Annotated in this window: 15 protein-coding genes and 3 tRNA genes; 11 read left to right on the forward strand and 7 right to left on the reverse strand. The window is 45.1% G+C overall.

Going from position 1 to position 19536, the window contains the following annotated elements:
* Window positions 1-2 precede the first annotated feature (2 nt).
* From BLR32_RS29625 to BLR32_RS29640, 4 genes are read left to right on the forward strand one after another with little or no spacing between them, the layout of a single operon-like run.
* Complete coding sequence (locus tag BLR32_RS29625) at window positions 3-1460, forward strand: glycosyltransferase family 2 protein (RefSeq protein WP_089837537.1); 1458 nt, start codon at window positions 3-5, stop codon at window positions 1458-1460.
* Between the two features lie 45 nt (window positions 1461-1505).
* On the forward strand, window positions 1506-3002 hold the full coding sequence (locus tag BLR32_RS29630) for a glycosyltransferase family 2 protein (protein ID WP_089837539.1): 1497 nt from the start codon (window positions 1506-1508) through the stop codon (window positions 3000-3002).
* 1 nt (window position 3003) lies between these two features.
* Window positions 3004-5871 (forward strand): tetratricopeptide repeat protein, encoded by a 2868-nt coding sequence (locus BLR32_RS29635; protein WP_089837541.1) that lies wholly within the window; start codon window positions 3004-3006, stop codon window positions 5869-5871.
* Window positions 5872-5882: 11 nt separating this feature from the next.
* The gene (locus tag BLR32_RS29640; protein ID WP_089837543.1) at window positions 5883-8141 is read left to right on the forward strand and encodes a DUF4838 domain-containing protein; all 2259 of its coding nucleotides are present in this window, start codon (window positions 5883-5885) and stop codon (window positions 8139-8141) included.
* A gap of 68 nt (window positions 8142-8209) precedes the next feature.
* On the opposite strand, the gene BLR32_RS29645 is transcribed toward BLR32_RS29640, so the two are convergent.
* Window positions 8210-9748 carry an alpha-N-arabinofuranosidase gene (locus tag BLR32_RS29645; RefSeq protein WP_089837545.1) on the reverse strand — a complete coding sequence of 513 codons (1539 nt, stop codon included), beginning with the start codon at window positions 9746-9748 and terminating at the stop codon, window positions 8210-8212.
* Window positions 9749-10097: 349 nt separating this feature from the next.
* Here BLR32_RS29645 and BLR32_RS29650 point away from each other — a divergent pair.
* Window positions 10098-10173 (forward strand) — tRNA-Gly (locus tag BLR32_RS29650).
* A 154-nt stretch (window positions 10174-10327) separates the two neighbouring features.
* A tRNA-Gly gene (locus BLR32_RS29655) sits at window positions 10328-10403 on the forward strand.
* Between the two features lie 596 nt (window positions 10404-10999).
* On the opposite strand, the gene BLR32_RS29660 is transcribed toward BLR32_RS29655, so the two are convergent.
* Window positions 11000-11200 carry a hypothetical protein gene (locus BLR32_RS29660; RefSeq protein WP_089837547.1) on the reverse strand — a complete coding sequence of 67 codons (201 nt, stop codon included), beginning with the start codon at window positions 11198-11200 and terminating at the stop codon, window positions 11000-11002.
* A 51-nt stretch (window positions 11201-11251) separates the two neighbouring features.
* Entirely contained in the window at window positions 11252-12277 is a 1026-nt protein-coding gene (locus BLR32_RS29665) for a glycosyltransferase family 2 protein (protein WP_089837624.1), read from the reverse strand.
* A 93-nt stretch (window positions 12278-12370) separates the two neighbouring features.
* On the opposite strand from BLR32_RS29665, the gene BLR32_RS29670 reads away from it, so the two are divergent.
* Both BLR32_RS29670 and BLR32_RS29675 read left to right on the forward strand, forming a co-directional pair.
* The gene (locus tag BLR32_RS29670) at window positions 12371-13540 is read left to right on the forward strand and encodes a sensor histidine kinase (RefSeq protein ID WP_245705554.1); all 1170 of its coding nucleotides are present in this window, start codon (window positions 12371-12373) and stop codon (window positions 13538-13540) included.
* 66 nt (window positions 13541-13606) lie between these two features.
* Window positions 13607-13690, forward strand: a tRNA-Leu gene (locus BLR32_RS29675).
* A gap of 55 nt (window positions 13691-13745) precedes the next feature.
* Here the strand turns inward: BLR32_RS29675 and BLR32_RS29680 are convergent.
* Window positions 13746-14159 (reverse strand): sugar-binding protein, encoded by a 414-nt coding sequence (locus tag BLR32_RS29680; protein ID WP_218124275.1) that lies wholly within the window; start codon window positions 14157-14159, stop codon window positions 13746-13748.
* Window positions 14160-14268: 109 nt separating this feature from the next.
* Here BLR32_RS29680 and lepB point away from each other — a divergent pair, with 109 nt between their 5' ends.
* Complete coding sequence (gene lepB / locus BLR32_RS29685; RefSeq protein WP_143011642.1) at window positions 14269-14544, forward strand: signal peptidase I; 276 nt, start codon at window positions 14269-14271, stop codon at window positions 14542-14544.
* A gap of 52 nt (window positions 14545-14596) precedes the next feature.
* Here lepB and BLR32_RS29690 read toward each other — a convergent pair whose 3' ends face one another.
* Window positions 14597-15733: a TlpA disulfide reductase family protein gene (locus tag BLR32_RS29690; protein WP_176842473.1), complete on the reverse strand. Its 1137-nt coding sequence runs from the start codon at window positions 15731-15733 to the stop codon at window positions 14597-14599.
* A 215-nt stretch (window positions 15734-15948) separates the two neighbouring features.
* Between BLR32_RS29690 and BLR32_RS29695 the strand changes: the two genes are divergently transcribed.
* Window positions 15949-16491: a hypothetical protein gene (locus BLR32_RS29695; protein WP_089837555.1), complete on the forward strand. Its 543-nt coding sequence runs from the start codon at window positions 15949-15951 to the stop codon at window positions 16489-16491.
* 135 nt (window positions 16492-16626) lie between these two features.
* Here the strand turns inward: BLR32_RS29695 and BLR32_RS29700 are convergent, their stop codons facing one another.
* Complete coding sequence (locus BLR32_RS29700) at window positions 16627-18378, reverse strand: SGNH/GDSL hydrolase family protein (protein ID WP_089837557.1); 1752 nt, start codon at window positions 18376-18378, stop codon at window positions 16627-16629.
* Window positions 18379-18545: 167 nt separating this feature from the next.
* Here BLR32_RS29700 and BLR32_RS34280 point away from each other — a divergent pair, with 167 nt between their 5' ends.
* A complete protein-coding gene (locus BLR32_RS34280) occupies window positions 18546-18704 on the forward strand; it encodes a DUF308 domain-containing protein (RefSeq protein ID WP_218124276.1) in 159 nt (52 codons plus the stop codon).
* Between the two features lie 108 nt (window positions 18705-18812).
* Here the strand turns inward: BLR32_RS34280 and BLR32_RS29705 are convergent, their stop codons facing one another.
* The gene (locus BLR32_RS29705) at window positions 18813-19439 is read right to left on the reverse strand and encodes an FMN-dependent NADH-azoreductase (protein WP_089837559.1); all 627 of its coding nucleotides are present in this window, start codon (window positions 19437-19439) and stop codon (window positions 18813-18815) included.
* Window positions 19440-19536: the final 97 nt, after the last annotated feature.

Consider the following 19536-nt stretch of genomic DNA (forward strand, 5'->3'; position numbering starts at 1 on the left):
AGATGGGGAATATCTGGGATACGATAGGAAGATTTTATGAAACCACTGTTTTTGTTTACGGTACCATACTGCTGATCACATACGCGTTGTTGGCCGTCTTCTCTATGATTTCCGTCCGGGCATATGCCAGGAAAGATAAGTTCAACCAGGAAAACATCCTGCTCAGTTCTCCACTTGCTCCTGGTATTACTGTGCTGGCGCCCGCTTACAACGAAGGACTCACCATCATCTACAATGTGCGCTCCCTGCTTACGCTGAACTATCCGAAATACGAGATCATTATTGTCAATGATGGTAGCACGGATAACAGTCTGGAACAGATGATCAGTGAATTCGAACTCGTGCAGGTTGACTTTGCCTACAATGCCAAAATACAGACCAGGCCAGTCAGAAAGATCTTCAAATCTACCAATCCTGCCTACGCCAAACTGCTGGTCATCGACAAAGTAAACGGTAAAAGTAAGGCCGATGCGGTAAATGCCGGCATCAATGCAGCTTCATATGATCATTTTGTATGTACGGACGTAGACTGCATACTGCATAAGAATACCCTGCTGGAATTGATTAAACCGGTGATGCAGGAAGAGAAGAAACGTGTTATTGCCACCGGCGCCACACTACGTATAGCCAACTCATGCGAATTTGACGAGGGAGTGATGACACGTATGCGTCCGCCCCGCCAGCTTCTGCCCCGTTTCCAGGAGGTGGAATATATCCGCGCATTTGTGTTAGGTAAAATGGGCTGGAGCCTCCTGAACTGCGTACCGAACGTATCCGGCGGTCTGGGATTGTTTGATAAGGAAATAGCCATCCGTTCCGGCGGATATGACCATAGCTCCTTTGGTGAGGATATGGAACTGATGACGCGCATGTGCCGTTATGCATATGACAATAAGATCAAATACGCTATCCGTTATATTCCCAAAACGCTCTGCTGGACGGAAGCACCGTCTACTGTCAAGATCTTCAACCGCCAGCGTACACGTTGGGCAAGGGGACTGGCACAGCTGATGTATGCGCACTTCGGCATGTTCATGAATCCCCGTTATGGAAAAATGGGACTCATCATTTTCCCGTATAACTTCTTCTTTGAACTGCTGGCGCCCATCATTGAGATTACTGGCGTTATTTACTATATCGTTATGACCTGTCTTGGCCTCATCAACTGGCCAACAGCGCTGGTGCTGTTGCTTTTCGTATATACTTATTCCGTGATGATCACTACTATAGCTATCCTGTGGGACCAGCTTACGTTCAGGTATTACAAAACGTGGAAAGAGGTGGCCTACCTCTGCATGACACCCTTTATGGAATTCTTTCTCTACCACCCGATGATAGTAATATTCGCTGTTCGTGGCTATTACTACTTCCTCACGGGTAAGAAAAGCACCTGGGGAAATATGCAGCGGCGGGGTTTCCAGACTACGCAGAAGGCAGCAGCTACTGTTGCTGCAAAGTAACAGCGGGCTTATAAAAATCATCATCCATAAAAACCAGGAGATACCGTGCAATTGTTTAGAAATGTTTTTGAAGGCTTTGTTTTTGTATATGGCAGTACCATGCTATTTATGTATGCATTGCTGGCTATTCTCTCCCTGCGTGGCATTATCAAATTCCAGCGCAAAAACAGTTATGTGGATTATACTAAAATGCTCCAGTCTCCTATAGCACCGGGTATATCCATCATTGCACCTGCCTTCAATGAAGGTGTGACCATCATCCAGAATGTCCGTTCACTGCTGACCCTCAACTACCCACGTTTTGAAGTGATCATTGTCAATGACGGAAGTACAGATGATACCCTCGAAAAACTGATCAACGAATTTCAGCTGCAGGTAGTCGATTTCGCATATAACGAACGTATTAAGTCACAGCCGGTAAAAAGGCTCTTCAAGTCATCCAACTCTGCTTATGAAAAGCTGGTGGTGATCGATAAAGTGAATGGAAAAAGTAAGGCCGATGCTTCCAACGCAGGTATCAATGCTGCCGCCTATGATTACTTTCTTTGTACGGATGTAGACTGTATCATTGAAAAAGATACACTGCTGCGCATGATCAAACCATTTATGGATGAAGAGCACAACAGGATCAAAGAGGTGGGCGAACCTTGTCCTGAGTGCGGTTATGTACACATTGTAGAAGACAGTACACGCGTTATAGCTACCGGTGCCACCTTACGTCTTGCCAACTCCTGCGAGGTAGATGAAGGTGTGATCACCCGTGTAAGGCCTCCTGAGAAATGGTTACCCCGCTTCCAGGAAATGGAATACCTCCGGGCTTATGTACTGGGTAAAATGGGATGGAGTGTGATCAACTGTGTACCCAACGTATCCGGTGGTCTTGGACTGTTTGACAAAGAGATTGCCATCAAAGCAGGTGGTTATGATAGTAAGTCGTTTGCAGAGGATATGGATATTGTAACGCGGATGTGCACTTATATGATCGACAACAAACTGAAGTATGCGATCAGGTACATTCCCACTACACAATGCTGGACAGAAGGCCCTCCCACAATGAAGGTATTCAGTCGTCAGCGCACCCGCTGGGGACGCGGTCTGGCAGAGATCATCACCATACACCGCAAGGTGATCTTCAATCCACATTATAAGCGGCTGGGGATGATCGTACTTCCTTACAACCTGCTTTTTGAATTCCTCGCCCCTATCATTGAGATCACGGGCGTTTTCTATTATATCTACCAGATCGTTACAGGGAGTATCAACTGGCAGAATGCACTGATCCTGCTGGCATTCGTGTATTTTTATTCTGTCATGATCACTACCCTGGCCATATTATGGGACCAGATCACATACAAACACTATAAGACCTGGAAAGAAGTGATAGGCCTGGCTTTAATGGCCTTTCTTGAACCTTTCGTTTATCATCCCCTGATCGTGTTTTTTGCACTGAGGGGATATTTCCATTTTATCACCGGGCGGAAACACAGCTGGGGGAATATGCAGCGCCAGGGATTTGGCCAGCGGAAACCTGCAAATACATAAGATGATGTCGTTATCCAAATACATACTATCCGTTACCGTACTTTGCTTTTCATTGCAGGCACAGGCGCAGATCTTCAGTAAGGAGAAAGATGCGGATGAGCTGTATGATGAAGCAGTAAAGGAAACACGGCTGAACCATTACGAAAAGGCAATACAACTGTCGAAAGAGGCCCTGCAGAAAAGGCCGGACTTTACTGATCAGGAGTTATTGCTGGGAAGATTGTATATGCTGACAGGCCGTACAGACCTGGCAAGACGTTATGTAAAAAAAGTATTGGCTGAAGCACCGACTTATTACGATGCCTATCTCTATGCCATCAACATTGAACTGGGTGCGAAGAAGTACGAAGAGGCAGAATGTTATGTTGATGAAGGATTGTATAACTTCCCGGGGGATAAAGCCCTGATGCTGAAAAAACTCAGTATACTGGATGCATCCGAACGGTTCTTCCAGGGAGGAAACTATGCCACTTCATTGCTGGAAAAGTATAGTACTGATACTGCGGTACAAAGAGCATATATGGGTCATTACCTGCTGGCAGGACGTTATTATCAGCTAAGGAATAACCAGATACTTGCCATGCAGAATTATGAAAAGGCATTACTGCTGGATTATAATAATCAGGAAGCGAAAGCGGCCATCACCGCCATGTATATCAAAAGCGGCAGTTATACAAGAGCGATTGAACAGGTGAATGCAGAACTGTCTGCCAATCCAAACTCGTATGATCTGATGATGCGTAAACTGGGGCTGCTGGAGGATATGCATGACTATCCCGCAGCCATTGACCAGTTGCAACAGATCCTGAAACGCTGGCCATCAGATACCAAAGCCCGTAGTATGGAAACGCCCCTGCGCATGGATGCAGCAGCATGGTATGCCAATACCGATCCTTATCTGTTATACCAGGGCGTACTGGAAAAAAATCCGGGGAACCGCGAAGCGCTGGATAAAGTAATAGGACTGAGCATGTCACGCGGCGCCTATCGTGAAGCGCTTGCCTGGATTAACAGGGGGTTAAAGAATAATCCGAACGATCAACATTTATTGTCGCTCAAACTGGATGTACTGGAAAGCGACAGGAAGTTCACAGAAGCCTCATTACTGGCAGAAAAGCTCTATGCAGCTAACAGGTCCAGCGCTGACCTGAAAAGCCGTTATACGGCCTTAAAAATAGCCAGCGGACGTGATTATCTGGCCCAGCAGCAATATGACCTGGCACTGGCGGAATTTGATAAGGCCCTTCAGACAGATCCGCGGGATACCACTGCACTGGACATGATGGCCAACACCTACATCAATCAGAAAGATAATATACATGCGCTTCAGGTACTGGATAAAGCGCTGGCGGCCTACCCGGACAACAGCCGTTTTTTGCTGAAAAAATCCAGTATACTCGCTGCTACGGGACAATATGACGAAGCAACCGCAATTGCAGAACAACTGTTACACCGCTCTCCTTCTGATCCGAAATATGCAGCCAACCTGACGGACCTGCGTCTCACAGCAGGTCGCACACTACTGCAGGCAGAAGAATACGATATGGCTGCCAGAGAGTTCCGCGCAGTACTGGCACAATCGCCCGACAATCTTGATGCGCTGAACTATCTCATCAATCTGCAGAATGCCGTAGGACAACCGGATAGTTCCCTGTTCTATGCTGACCAGGCATTGGCATATTATCCGGACAACAAAGAGATCTTATTAAAGAAAGCCGGGGTACTGACCGATATAAAACGGTATAACGAAGCAAACGCCATCACTTATCAGCTGATGCAACGTTATCCTTTCACTACAAAATACAGAACTGCGTATACTGAGGGACTCATTGCCGCAGGTACTACCTATCAACGTAACAATGCGCCCGATAGTGCGCTGGCCATCTACCGGCAGGTACTGGGACTGAACAGAAGAGATTCCCTGGCATTGCTCTACAGCATTAATCTGCTGAGCGACAAAAAGGAATATGACAGTGCATTGGTATATGCCAATCAAGGTGTTCGCTTCTATCCTGACAATGCATCGTTCATACAGAAAAGAGCTGTTTTGCTGGAGAATAAAAAAATGTATGCAGATGCAGCCATTGCGGCTGATTCTGTTGTAAAGCTGAACCGCAGTCCGGAGAATATAGACTATGCGGATTACCTGCATAGTAAAACAACGAAGAACCAGTTTGGGATGTACTTCCTGCATTCCAGCTACGACTACCAGGATAACACGTACAACATTGCTACCCTCGAATACCGTCACTTCTTCAAACGGGGCTCTTATGCGGGCCGTCTGAACTATGCCGGAAGGGAACAGGGTACCGGCTTACAGGGTGAAGCGGAATTGTATTACACGCACAATCCTAAGTTGTATTCGTATGCGCTGGCCACTTATTCCAATGAGATTGTCTTCCCGAGAACAAGGCTGGCCTATTCCCTCTTCAAAACGTTCAAACATGATATAGAGGGTGAACTGGGTATCCGTTATCTGAATGCAGACAGTACCAGCAGCGTATCCGGGGTCGCCTCCATTGCAAAGACATGGAAAGACTTCTGGGTCAATTTCAGGGCTTATTTCATCAGTGATTCGCCGGAGTTTTACACCTCTTACAATCTTACGGCCCGTTATTATATGAACCGTCAGCAGGACTATATTGCTTTCAACGCAGGACTGGGTACATCTCCTGATGACAGAAGCCGTCTTATACAATTCCCTAAACTGGCGGGGCTACTGACCCGCAGCGTAGGTGCGGGATACCAGAAGACATTTAAATACCGTACTACTGCAGGCATTTTCGGTACGTGGATCAATCAGAAGATCAGCTCCACTGTCTTTCAGAACCAGTACGACATTTATGTAACCCTGCAACGCAAATTTTAATCACGCTATTCATGTTCAGGATGATGCACACTTTATTGCTGATAATGACCCTGCTGACTTATAACAGTTGCCAGTCCACCCGGGGAAATATTGATCTTGTATCCAATGGTAGTTCCAGGTATGTGATTGTACTGCCGGATGAAGCTACAGGGCATGAAACAAAGGCGGCCAAGCTGCTGCGGGATTATGTGAAACGTATCTCCGGCGCATCACTGAGCATCATACTGGAAAAAGCATATAAAGAGCAACCCGGTATTTTTATCGGTAACACTGAACATGTGGAACAGTTCAGGAGTGGTAAACTGAAGGGAGAAAGTTTTTTTATCGCTACAGATAACCAACACCTGTACATAAGAGGCGGCAGTGGCAAGGGGGTTATTTATGGCGTGTACACGCTGCTGGAAAATTATTTCGGTTGCCGTAAGTATGCTGCCATCCCTGTCATTACACCTTCGAGTAAAAATATTCAGGTACCGCAACAGCTGATGGATAAACAGGAACCGGTTTTTGTATACCGGGAAACCTACTACCCTGCTGCGTTTGATAATGAATACCTGGAATGGCATAAACTGCATCGCTTTGAAGATCTCTGGGGTGTATGGGGACATTCCTTTTTCAAGATCCTTCCTCCGAAAACGTATTTTGCTGCCCATCCGGAATATTATGCACTGGTAAACGGGAAGCGGCAGGCCAGCCAGTTGTGCCTGAGTAATGAAGGTGTGTTTAATACGATGGTGGAGTACTTCCGTAAAGCCATCGCTGATAATCCTGATGCGCTTTACTGGTCCATTTCCGCTGAGGATGGCGGCGGCTTTTGTACCTGCGATCAGTGTAGTAAAGCCAATGCAGAGGAAGGCGGTCCACAGGGATCACTGATCCGTTTTGTGAACAGGGTTGCAGCGGCATTTCCTGATCAGCAGTTCACAACACTGGCCTATCAGTATACAGCACATCCGCCGCTTAAAACCAAACCTGCTGCTAATGTATACATCATGCTGAGCAGCATTGATGCTTATCGCCAGGAACCGTTAAGTACGATACCATCATCAGCGGCATTCAGAAAAGACCTGGAGGGATGGGGCACTGTGACAGATCATATTTTCCTCTGGGATTACACGACACAGTTCACCAACTACCTGGCGCCTTTTCCTGACTACAATAATCTGCAGCCTAATCTTCAGTACCTGTCAGCACACAAAGTATCAGGTATCTTTTCTCAGGGCAGTGGCGATACCTACGGCGATATGGCCGCCTACAACAGCTATCTGCAAGCTAAGCTGCTGTGGAATCCATCATTAACTACGGAGGCAGTGACCACCGACTTCCTGAATGGTTATTATGGCAAGGCAGGTCCTTTCATTGGACAATATCTGCAGGCATTGATCACTACCCTGCACAACACTAAAACACAACTGGACATCTACGGTAATCCTGTTAACAATTATAGGAATTATCTGTCGCCGGAAGCCATAGACCAGTATTCCAGCTTCCTCGATAAAGCAGAAAAGGCAGCAGAAGGTAATAATGAGCTGCTCACTAGGATATATAACACCAGGCTCTCCCTGGAATATACCGTATTGCAGCAATCCCGCTTTTTCGGTACAGAAAAGTTCGGGTATCTTATTCCGGAAGGAACTGGCTTTGTCGTAAATCCCCGCTGGCCGGAGCGTGTTCAAAAATTTGTGGTGCAATGTAAACAGGCGGGCGTAAAGGAACTGTCAGAAGGTGGTGGTGATGCAGATAGCTATCAGCGTGAATGGGATACTATATTCGCCCGTAAATGGATCAACAGTCTTGCTTTCAGGGCGAAGGTTTCCTTAGTGAATCCATGGTCAGACGAGTATCCTGCCAAGAAGGAACACACGCTTACTGATGGTTTGCAGGGCGATAAGGACTTCAGCATTAACTGGCTGTTCATCTATGGGAAAGACATGATAGCCACCATCGACCTGGGAGTAGAAAAGACGATCAACGAAGTACAGATGAACTTCCTGCAGGATGCCCGGCATTATATTTTCAATCCATCTGATATTATTGTAGAAACTTCTGCAGACGGTGTCAACTTCAAACCTGCAGGTCAACAACAAACCACTCCTGCCGCCGAAGAAGATTATGCAGCGGCTGTGCGCAATTACCGTTTTCACTTACCGGCCGTTCATGCGCGCTTCGTACGCGTTACCGGCCGTTGCCAGCAGGAGGTGCCAGCATGGAGAGGAGCGCCTGCCGGTAAAAGAGCAGCAATCTGTTGTGATGAGGTGTTTGTGTTGTAAAATAAAAAAATGGCAACTGCAGTACTTTGCAATTGCCACCGTTAGGTATGTTATCAGGATATGTTATGCTATTTCAGTTCCAGCACCACTATTGATGCAGGAGGCAATTCCACTACAAGATTATCACCCTGTTTCTTTGCACCTGAGAATTTCTCAATATGCACTTTATTAGGTTGTTCAAATGTATTGATGTCAGTTGTTTTTGCTGATGTCAACACCTGGCCTGTCACGGTTTTCCATTTTGCCTGATCGAAGCTGGTGGTAAGCGTAATCTTCTGAGAAGGGTTTACGTTCACCAGGGAGATATGTATTGCACCGGTAGAATCCTGCGAAGCAGAAGCATTTACAGCCGGTATCTGTTCGTTACCAGAGCTGTAAGCAGGGCTGTTCAGCTTTATAGGCAGGTATTGCGCATCCTGGTGTACTTTATACAGGTCAAACACGTGGTAGGTAGGTGTCAGCAGCATCTTCTCCTTGTCGGTGAGAATAAGGGCCTGTAATACGTTTATCGTCTGCGCCAGTTCAGCCATTCTTACACGGTCGCTGTGATTGTTGAAGATATTCAGTGTGCTGCCGGCTATCAGTGCATCGCGCAGGCTGTTCTGCTGATACAGGAAACCGGGATTAGTGCCTGGTTCCACATTTGTCCAGATACCCCATTCATCCACTACCAGGGCTACACGTTTTTGAGGATCGTATTTATCCATAATAGCGGAATGCTTCGTCACCAGGGAATCCATGGCCAGGCATTTTTTGATGGTAGTGAAATATTCCTGTTCTGTAAAGTTGGTGGCAGAACCTTTGTCATTCCATGTTTTAGGTACGGTATAATAGTGCAGGCTGAGTCCCCACATCTGTCCCAGGGGGATCTGCTTCATGCAGGTTTCTGTCCAGTTAAAATCGTAGTCACTCGCACCGCTGGCAATCTTCTTCAGGGGCGCACCGGGGTAGTTACGTGCATAGGTAGCATAGCGACGGTACTGATCCGCATAAAAAGCAGGTGTCATATTACCACCACATCCCCAGCTCTCGTTACCTACACCCAGGAAGGTCACTTTCCATGGTCTTTCGTGTCCGTTCTGTTTACGCAGGGTACTCATAGGGCTTATGCCATCGAAGTTGAAATACTCCACCCATTTGGCCATTTCTTCAACGGTACCGCTACCGACGTTGGCAGAGATGTAAGGTTCGGTTTGCAGCAGTTCACAAAGTTCCAGGAATTCATGGGTACCGAAGCTGTTATCTTCTGTTACGCCGCCCCAGTTGGTATTGACCATTTTAGGACGTTGTTCTCTTGGGCCTATGCCATCGCGCCAGTGATACTCGTCAGCAAAACAACCTCCCGGCCAGCGCAGGTTAGGGATATGGATCTTTTTCAGTGCCTCTACCACATCCAGACGTATACGGTCCTTTTTAGGTACATTCAGGGAAGGATCAACCCAGAAGCCATCATAAATACAATGCCCAAGGTGCTCAGAAAAATGTCCGTAGATATGACGGCTGATGGTATGATCAGATTTAGGCTGTACCACCAGGCTTGCCGTATTTTGTGCCTTTGCCGTGTAAATGAAAAGCACCAGTAACAGGAGCGATAGCTTCTTTTTCATAATTTAGAATTTATGTATAAACTGACTTATCAACATGAGTGAAGACGTGGAACAGGCACAAGATAGAAAAAATAACTGTCAATCATACAACTATTTTATTTCCTCTAAGATCCTTGTTCCTGCTGTATTTCATCACCCGACAAATAAGCAGCATTACTATTATCCTTCCAGCGTAATGGAAAGTGTCTCAACTTTTTTTGAAAAAAACAGCACAAATATTTTGCGATTTCGGACAATATTGTACATTTGCAATCCCAATCGCGAACAGCGCGAACGGAAACAAAAAGTTCTTAATTAAAGAGGTCAGTTTAAACAGGTAATTACTGATTAAAAATTGCATCTCAGATATGCGGAAGTAGCTCATTTGGTAGAGCACGACCTTGCCAAGGTCGGGGTGGCCGGTTCGAGCCCGGTCTTCCGCTCCACAGAGAAGTCCTGCTGTAAATAACACCAGGACTTTTTTATTGCTCCAGCCTGCAATGCCAATTGCATACAACACGGATGGGGCCATCAAAAGTTCTTAATTATAGAGGTCGGTTTAAATAAGCAATAGCTGAATAGAAACTGCATCTCAAATACGCGGAAGTAGCTCATTTGGTAGAGCACGACCTTGCCAAGGTCGGGGTGGCCGGTTCGAGCCCGGTCTTCCGCTCCACAGTAAAAGTCCTGGTGTTATCACATCAGGACTTTTTTTTGCCCTGTACGGGGCTATTTTCCGGTTCCTGATCCATTTCCCTGACGAACATATTCCGGGTCTTCCACCTGCCAACCGAGCCTAGCGTTTTCTCTATCAGTAATTCTCCAGAATAGCGGTTTCTATGTCATTTTCCACCTTTACAGCCAGCCCTGCCATTCCCGGCTATATCTGCCTTAAATAATGCGTTTTTCGCTTCTCTACCTTCTTATACAGGTTGAACATAATATACATACTAATTAACAACCAACATCTTACAAAACAAGTATTTTATATAATCCTTGTAAGGTCTTTACCATAGTGTATTCGGTGAGATAACCCATATATAACCCATATATAAGCCATATATAAGCCATATATAACCCATATTTATAGAGATATGGCTTATATATGGCTTATATATGGCTTATATATGGTTAGACTATAGTTTGTATATGAATTACAATAGAGAACAGTACGGCAACAGGACCCTTTCGGCAGCCATATAGGACGGCTGAAGGCAATAAAAAAGCCCCCTGGTCAGACCAGGGGGCTCTCGCTAATATGATTAAGTGAGCTTATTTATACTTTGGATTGTACAGGGTATTTTCCGGTACAGCAACTTCAGGTTTACCCTGATAGCGATGCTTGAACAGATTATAGCAACCGCCTAATACAAAAGACAGGATGCAGAAGATTGTCACATAAAACAGGAAACGGGAAGATGATACCCAGCTACCGGTAAAGTCATTCTTATTTTCAACAGTATTGTGTTCCATAGCTAAAAATTTCGCATTGCAAACTTACATCATGTCAAATAATATTGCAAGTTATTTTTCCAATGTTCCGAAAGTCTTGCGATTCAGGAAATAATATCGCCAGATCATAATCCCATGGAACACGCCGGTCATATCAAGCAATCGTTTCTGTGGCAGGCGGTCTTTCGAGAACTCGTACCTGCGTCTCCAGCGGAAATAATCCCGGTAAGCCCTGAAAATGGCCTTCATATCTTTCGGCTTGCCTGCCACCAGGCTCTTCAAAGCTGCCAGCAGGTCAAGGAAAACGCGCTGGAATAAGATGATCCAGCGGTCAGCCGGATGCAGGTTCTTCCAGAGCATCATCAGGTTATTCCGGAAGTTCAGATAAAGTTTACGGGGATTGCCCTGTGGCAGACTACCTCCTCCCACATGATACACAACAGATTCCGGGCAATAACAGATCCTGTATCCTGCCCTTTTCAGGCGCCAGCAGAGGTCCACCTCCTCCATATGGGCGAAGAAATCGGCGTCAAAGCCCCCTACTTCATGAAAACAGGCGGAACGGATGAATAAAGCGGCGCCGGTAGCCCAGAAAATGTCCTGGGCATCATCATATTGTCCCCTATCTTCCTCTGTTGTATACAGTATCCTGCCCCTGCAGAAGGTATATCCCAATATGTCCATCCAGCCTCCCGCCGCCCCGGCATACTCAAATTCAGTCTTCTTATCATAAAACCGCAGTTTCGGCTGACAGGCAGCTATACGGTCGTCTTCCATCATCTGGGCCACTACCGGCTCGATCCATCCAGGTTCCACTTCCACATCCTGGTTGAGTAATATGTATATATCAGCCTTAACGTGCTGCAGGGCTTCATTATAGCCTCCTGCAAAGCCATCATTGGCGGGATTCTGAATTATCTTAACTTCCGGAAAATTAGCACGCACAAACGCCACACTATCATCTGTTGAAGCATTATCCGCCACATACAGCTGCAGATTCCTGTAAGTGGAACTGCATACCGAAGGCAGGAACTTTTCCAGAAAACTACGTCCATTCCAATTCAAAATAACAACAGCTACCGATGGTAATACAGACAAAAGCAACTCTTTACGCGTGAACAATAATTTTTGCGCTACAAATATGCAACAAATTATAATAGCTTCGGAGCACCTTCACACTAATTGCGGTTTATGCTTAATTTAGATGCCAGTATGTTTAAAAAGGTCATCGGCTGGAAGTTTGTACTGGTATCCACGGCAGTGATTATCATTGTCGGTACGATCTGGTACGTAAGCAGCATTGCCAGCAAACTGGAAGAAGAGGAAACCAAAAAAGTGGCTACCTGGGTGGCCGCCAACCGTGAATTGCTCCAGGCTTCCAACGAGGCAAACCTCAATCTGGCTGTCGAAATCATTACAAATAATACCAGCATTCCCGTTATTATCACCAATGAGAACGGCCACATCATCGACTCCCGTAACCTCGATACCACCAGGCTTTCCCGCAATCCCCGATACATGGAAGAAGAACTGGCTACTTTCAAGAACCAGCACCCGCCTTTCATCATGGAGATCGATGCGAAAAACAATCTCTATAATTATATCTACTACGGCGATTCACTGATCCTCAAGCAGGTACGCTACTACCCTTACATACAACTCATTGTAGTAGCGCTGTTCATCAGCATTGTACTGGTGGCTTTATCCAGTTCAAACCGCGCCATCCAGAACCTCTTATGGGTGGGGATGGCCAAAGAAACCGCTCACCAGCTGGGTACTCCCCTTTCCTCCATAGAGGCATGGATAGAGATCCTCAAAGACAATGAGGCCAATGAACTGGTGGCTGCCGAACTGCGGAAAGATGTGGACCGGCTGAAACTTATCACCGAACGTTTCTCCAAAATAGGCAGTGTACCGCAACTGGAGGAACGTGATGTGGTGAGCCAGGTAGAGGCCATGGTGACCTACATCCGGAAAAGAGCGCCGCAGAAAGTCGTGCTGACCATGCACTGCCAGGAACATGAGATTCCCTCCATGATCTCTCCGGCACTATTTGACTGGGTCATTGAAAACCTGCTGAAGAATGCGCTGGACGCCATGGAAGGCAAAGGCACTATTGATATTTACATTGAAAATCATCCTGCCAATATCGTCATAGACATCACCGACAGTGGGAAAGGTATCCCCAAAGCCAACTTTGAAAAAGTTTTCAAACCCGGATTCAGCACCAAAAAGAGAGGTTGGGGACTGGGGCTTTCACTGGCCAAACGCATTATTGAAGAGTACCATAAAGGCAGGCTGACAGTGCGTTCATCCGAGCTTAACAAGGGGACGACGTTTAGGATTTTGCTCAGAAAATGAACAATAGTTATTAATTAAATTTGTTCATTATCAAAAAGCGCTTAAATTTGCACCCACTTCAGACCTGCGGAGGTGGCGAAATTGGTAGACGCGCTACTTTGAGGTGGTAGTGCCTGAAAGGGCTTGGGAGTTCGAATCTCCTCTTCCGCACACTAACGGAGAAGATTTCATTATCTTCTCCGTTTTTTTGTGTCCACATCTATGATTAAATGTCTGATCTCTTCGGGTTGTAAATAATTTCGGGGTTCCTTATTTTAGCCAGCATCAGTATGCCCCAAAGCCTCGGATCCAACCAGATATCGCTGTTTGACGAATGCCAGGCCACCTGTTTCTCCTGCTCAAATCCATTATCGTTATCACTCAATGCACAATCGAAACCGAGACGACGTCCTTTTTTCAACGGCTGACCTAACAATGATGCCGGAAGAAATATCTCAATATTATATCGTGTAGGACTGATACTATCAAATGCTACTTTCGTATGTTCACTACTTCCATCAACTTCCGAAAAGTAAAAGAATTTATTATAAGCAGAGTTGTAGGTCATCTTGCGTTCACCAGTCAAATCCAAATACAGCTCAAACACATCCCGCTTTCCATTCGTGGTACCAATTAACATCTCACCGTTACAGGTTACCTGAACTTTCGTTGGTTTATCAAGTGTAAAATGCTCCCGCGCATCACAATAGTTGCGCACATTCGTAATAGCTATATTGAAATCTGTATGTATGATATTACAAGCCTTGATATCACCGGCCAAACGACTTACAGGCTTTGGAGAAAAGGAACAACGCTGCATGCACAGTGTGACCAATAGAAGGATGATTAATACATACACTTTCAGAAAGAACTACTATTTTATGATGGGAGATAACAGAGATTATTCAACTGATTCCAGGGCCTGGGGGCTGGTACCGGAGGAACTCATCATAGGAAAGGCGGCTTTTGTACTCTGTCCTGTGAAGCCGTTTACCTGGAGCCGGGTCGGCAAATTGATATATTGATACCTGGTGCAGGCAGAGCGGTCAGTCACTTACTGCTCTACCTGTTAATTATTTAATATTGAACCATGATAGCCTTCTTCTTTGTAACAATGCTTGTTATTTTCTCAATGGTGTCCTCATGATAGCCGTCAAAGCGTTCAACAATCACACCTGCAGGATCAATCAAAAAAGAGGTGGGCATGCCCTGTACATCATAAAGCGTTTTAATCTTTCCTGTCATCCCCATCATATCTGATACACTATGCCACACGACCCCGTCTTTTTTTGCAGCGGTTTCCCATTCATTCCGGTTTACATCCAATGAGAAGTTCACGATATCCAATTGTTTGCCAAGCGTTCCGTATATTTTTGCCAGTTCCCGGTTCTCTTTGCGGCAGGGGCCGCAGCTGAAGCTGCCGAATGCCAGGTAAATGTATTTGCCTTTAATATCTGACAACTTAAAAGGCTTGCCATCAATAGAGCAGACTTCAAAATCCAGGAAGCGCTCGCCCTTCCGCGCCAGATTTTCACTGGCATAAATCTTTAAAGCCCTGGCCCTATCGGTACCTTTCAGCATTTCTGGCAAACTGTTGTATAGTAGCAGAATGGAGTCTTTAGAAATTTTTTGACGATTCCGGAATATAATATCCAGCCCAAGGTATGAGTCGATGTGTTTAAGACCGAACGCCACATAGATATTCATGTAGGTGTCCTGCGCCTCATTGAAGACCTTCATCAAATGTTCTTTTTGTTTGGCACTACTGTATAGTTTATTCTTCAGGCTGTCATATGCGTAGGTATAGATGCTTTCATATCTCCGTTGCAGGTTATTTAATTCATTTTGCAGTGATTGCTCTCTTCCACCCCGAGTGGTTGAATGTAACTTCATGTCTTTCAACGGTGACGAGAAAGTCATTACCGTATTTTCTACCTGTATAGTTGCATATTCGTTATTACATTCTATCCAGCAGGTAGTAGGTTCGGCAACATGACCTTTCAGGATAAAAGCGCCGTTTTGGGTTATGCTGGAATCAATGATCTTTTGCTGCTCTATGTCAACCAGTCTTACCTGGGAGCCGTCCTTCGTCCCACTTATATTGCCACTGATGGTAAAGCCCGAGACCGGTTTATCCTGTGCATGAAGACTGATAGAATACAACATCAACATATATAGCAAGGCCTGCCTGGTAGATTTACGGGAATTTATCATAACATATATGCTTCCGACAAGTATAAAGCTATTACTGCAATTTATCAAACCACAATTGTAATTTAACACCATGTTGCATTTCAGGGTGAATGCTGTTTTATATATAAATAACCCGTTACCCGGCCCTGTTCGCAATAAAAATTTGGCCTGCATAGCTATGTCAATACACTTCATATATAAATAAAATGTTATTTTGCCGGCCAAAATTTAAAGCAATGGAAAAACTATTATCGAAAAAAGGGATAGAATTTCTATCATATACCGATGAAGAAGGCTCTCAGATAAGCTATGCCTTCACGAACAACATGCTGAAACAGGGTATTATTGTCGTTTTATCAGAATGGCAATATGAACCAGAGGAAGAAGAGGAAGAAGCTGAAGAATGGGAGGAAACGGCTGAGAATAACGGAGATGAGCAGGAGGCATGGGAAGAAGAAGAGGATAGCGAGATGGCGCCGGAGTCGCTTTTCGAGACTACTGTTTCTGTGATATTAAAAGGCAATACTTCCTACGAATTCGGCGTTTATGCAGATGACCGTGCTGTTGTACCAGTTATTTACCTCTATAGGGTTATTCTTGATCTGATTGACATTATCTCCGGTAGTGATGCGGAAAGCCTGCCGGAAATCCTCGAATCGGTCTCTACAACAGTTAGTTCCTCCGATGACTTTGCAGACGATCCTGAAACACGTGCTCAGATGATTAATCTGATAACAGAACATCTGGAAAAGGCAGCGCGTTTATTAGCGGAAAAATAGTGTTTAAAGAGGTTATTGCTACTTGCATATCCCTCAAAACATCAGCCACATAAATGCAAAAAAGGACAGCCGAAAATTTGCTGTCCTTTTTTATGTCCTGCTATTTATTTTACCAGATAAGTATTCCCGTCTCTCCTATTTTCTTAACACCCCATTCAACCGTTCACCTAACACCTCATACCCTTTCTCATTCGGGTGCAAGCCGTCTCCTGTAAACAATCCATCATTCAGTGCATTACCATTCATAAAGCTCTTCGATAGGTCAAAAAACTTATACCCATTAGCCGCCGCCATTGCTTTTATTTTGGGATTTAACGTCAATACCCGTTGCAGCATATCCCTACGGGGAAGAATACCACCTAAAAAGATGGTAGCTTCCGGCTTTCTATATCTGACTTGTTGTAAAAGGAAGGTAAGTCCTTTCACAATATCCTCATCTGTATTCAGGCCCAGATTGTTGGTACCGATCATGACAACAATCTTATTCCCCTTAAATTGATCCAGCTCACCATGATACACCCGCCATAATACATTTTCTACTCTATCCCAGCCAAAACCAGCATTCTGTACCTGCAGGGGCGCCATGTACTGTTGCCAGGCAGCCTCTCCACGACCAGCTACTTTTTCGCCTTTAGGCTCGCCACCCCAATAGTTAATAATGGAATTACCAAAGATAATTACCTGGGGATTGTTCTTTTCAATATTGGCGATGATATCCTCATGCCGTTTCCGCCAGTCAAAGCCATCACGATATTGTTCAACGGGATATTGTGTTGACAGCTCACCGGTGGGTTCATGCAGTATTTCACGTATCTTCTTTTCGTAGGCCACCGCATATTGCATCATGCCATAATCATTAGGATGTGTACCATCGGTAGTACTGTTAATGTCAAAATTGATCTCTTTCTCTGTTAACATGTAAATATCCTTCACACCATTTTTCTTCAGCTCATTGAAAATCTCCGTAATGGTATTGCTGGCTTCATGAAATGCATTGATAACAGTTGTATCCATCCCTAAAGGCATATTACCTGCTGCATGTTCTGCCAGTAAAATGGGTACAGCAGGATGCTGCTCCCGCAGCTTATTTATCCCGTATATGAGGCGCTGTCGGATGGTATCAGCCGGATAAGCTTTTTTGCTTACCAGATTGGGCATACAATCCAATATATAGAGTTTCGCATCAACGCCTGCCATCAGATCAAAAACAGGTGCATCGAAGCGACCATTTCCGCTGAAGCCGAGATTGATCACTTTCCGGCTTAACTTTCTCTCCAGTATATTCGTCCATGCCATTCCAGCCCTTGAAGCCACTGCACCCTGCATGATAGAGGTACCGTATGCCACAATAGGTTTGTCCTTATGCGGACCTGTATATTCAAATCGCTGTCCCTCCGGTACACCTACGGTAATCCACTGTAAACTTGCATATAAAGGCAGGTACAGGTAGAAATCAGCCTGTGCACCTGCGGCAATGCTAAGGTTACGATACTCATACACACAGGTATCGCCGAAAGAATATTTTGCGGGCGGCGACCAGTTCCATTCACCATGCATATCTTTTCCGTATAAATCCACCCCACTTACACCCGTAGCAGGCATGTGAGGCAGGGCATAGCTCTTTCCAGCCACTATGTATTTTATAATAAAACTGCGGGCAGTGGTTTTGAAATGAAGATACTCCCCCGCGCTATTTACTGATTGCTTCCACACGCCAGTAGGCACCTTTCCTTCCAGCCTCGCAGGCAGGCGATAAAAGAGATGATTGGCATCCTGCTCACAAACGCCTATAGTCCATTTGGCATCATGCCAGTCATAACTGGACTGAGCATAGGTTTCCGCTTCAAAGCAGATAAAAGTCAGCAGGAAAAGTAACTTTTTAAGCATGATATACTGATTCGTTATTTAAAACAACAGCGATATACAATATACACCGCCTATCTGAATTTATATAACGAAACATTACTTTAAAATTCCCGGACTCCCCGGTAATAAATACAAACTAGTTGGTATTGCCGGCAACTCGCCAGGCCCCTAATTTTATTAAAAAAACTATGGCCAGATTAGTGATAGGAGTCGTACTCCTGATAGTCGGGATTGGCCTTTTTGCCGTCCCCAACCTGGTGATCCGGGGCACTCACATTCCTTACGCCGTATTTGTCGTGTTGTTCGGCATTTTTCAGATCATAAGAGGCGCAGCGGAAGAATATTGACACAGTTGATTATAAAAAATGCCGGGCAGCCTAAACCCTGCCCGGCAATTTTTCACCTTTCTTAGTCACCACTAAGTGATATTCCTATCTGATCCTCACAAATACCTATCAATTGATCATTTCCTCTATTTTTTCACGCGCAGCTGCCAATGCGGCTGACGATGTTTCCTCGCCATGCGCTGCGCCATTCAACAGAACAACCTCAACATCATGAATCCCCATAATACGGAATACAGTTTTCAGATAATTCGTCTGAAAATTCATATGCTCAAAATACTCACCCGGTTCGTAACCTTTATTTCCGCGTACAAGTAATAAGAACGCTTTCTTATTTTTCAGAAGTCCCGTGTATGGATCAGGCTTCCCTGGTTCGATCAGTACGGTCTCATTTACACGGAGTACCTGGTCAATATAGGCTTTCAGGGAACTGGGAATTGACCAGTTATACATTGGTGCGCCCAAAACAATAATATCTGCTTCCTTTAGTTCGCTGATCAACACGTTACTCACGCTGAGTGCTGCTGCGTCTTCTTCTGTACGTAAGTGAGCGGGTTTGAAAGCACCTGCTATCCATGCTTCGGAAACATGTGGAATGTTTTCCTGTCCCACTTCACGATGCACCACGCTACTTTCCGGATTTTTCTGTTTCCATCTGCCAACGAATATCTCTGTTAAAATCCTGCTAAAAGATCTGTCTTTCCTTGCGCTTGCATTAATGACCAGTACTCTACTCATATTCCTGTTATTTTCTAAGATTTATAAAATTCCAACCATCTAATCGTCTTCCTCTTACCTATTTTTAATTTTACGGGTACAAAAGTATTACGCTCTG

It is taken from the genome of Chitinophaga filiformis, assembly GCF_900102545.1.
GTDB classification, from domain to species: domain Bacteria; phylum Bacteroidota; class Bacteroidia; order Chitinophagales; family Chitinophagaceae; genus Chitinophaga; species Chitinophaga filiformis.

Coding starts and splice junctions, on each gene's coding strand:
- BLR32_RS29640 (WP_089837543.1), top strand. CDS start 5,883: ATGTTCAGGATGATGCACACTTTATTGCTGATAATGACCCTGCTGACT.
- BLR32_RS29625 (WP_089837537.1), top strand. CDS start 3: ATGGGGAATATCTGGGATACGATAGGAAGATTTTATGAAACCACTGTT.
- BLR32_RS29670 (WP_245705554.1), top strand. CDS start 12,371: ATGCTTAATTTAGATGCCAGTATGTTTAAAAAGGTCATCGGCTGGAAG.
- BLR32_RS29660 (WP_089837547.1), bottom strand. CDS start 11,200: ATGGAACACAATACTGTTGAAAATAAGAATGACTTTACCGGTAGCTGG.
- BLR32_RS29695 (WP_089837555.1), top strand. CDS start 15,949: ATGGAAAAACTATTATCGAAAAAAGGGATAGAATTTCTATCATATACC.
- BLR32_RS29680 (WP_218124275.1), bottom strand. CDS start 14,159: ATGTTAATTGGTACCACGAATGGAAAGCGGGATGTGTTTGAGCTGTAT.
- BLR32_RS34280 (WP_218124276.1), top strand. CDS start 18,546: ATGGCCAGATTAGTGATAGGAGTCGTACTCCTGATAGTCGGGATTGGC.
- BLR32_RS29635 (WP_089837541.1), top strand. CDS start 3,004: ATGATGTCGTTATCCAAATACATACTATCCGTTACCGTACTTTGCTTT.
- BLR32_RS29700 (WP_089837557.1), bottom strand. CDS start 18,378: ATGCTTAAAAAGTTACTTTTCCTGCTGACTTTTATCTGCTTTGAAGCG.
- BLR32_RS29690 (WP_176842473.1), bottom strand. CDS start 15,733: ATGATAAATTCCCGTAAATCTACCAGGCAGGCCTTGCTATATATGTTG.
- BLR32_RS29645 (WP_089837545.1), bottom strand. CDS start 9,748: ATGAAAAAGAAGCTATCGCTCCTGTTACTGGTGCTTTTCATTTACACG.
- BLR32_RS29705 (WP_089837559.1), bottom strand. CDS start 19,439: ATGAGTAGAGTACTGGTCATTAATGCAAGCGCAAGGAAAGACAGATCT.
- lepB (WP_143011642.1), top strand. CDS start 14,269: ATGATATTACAAGCCTTGATATCACCGGCCAAACGACTTACAGGCTTT.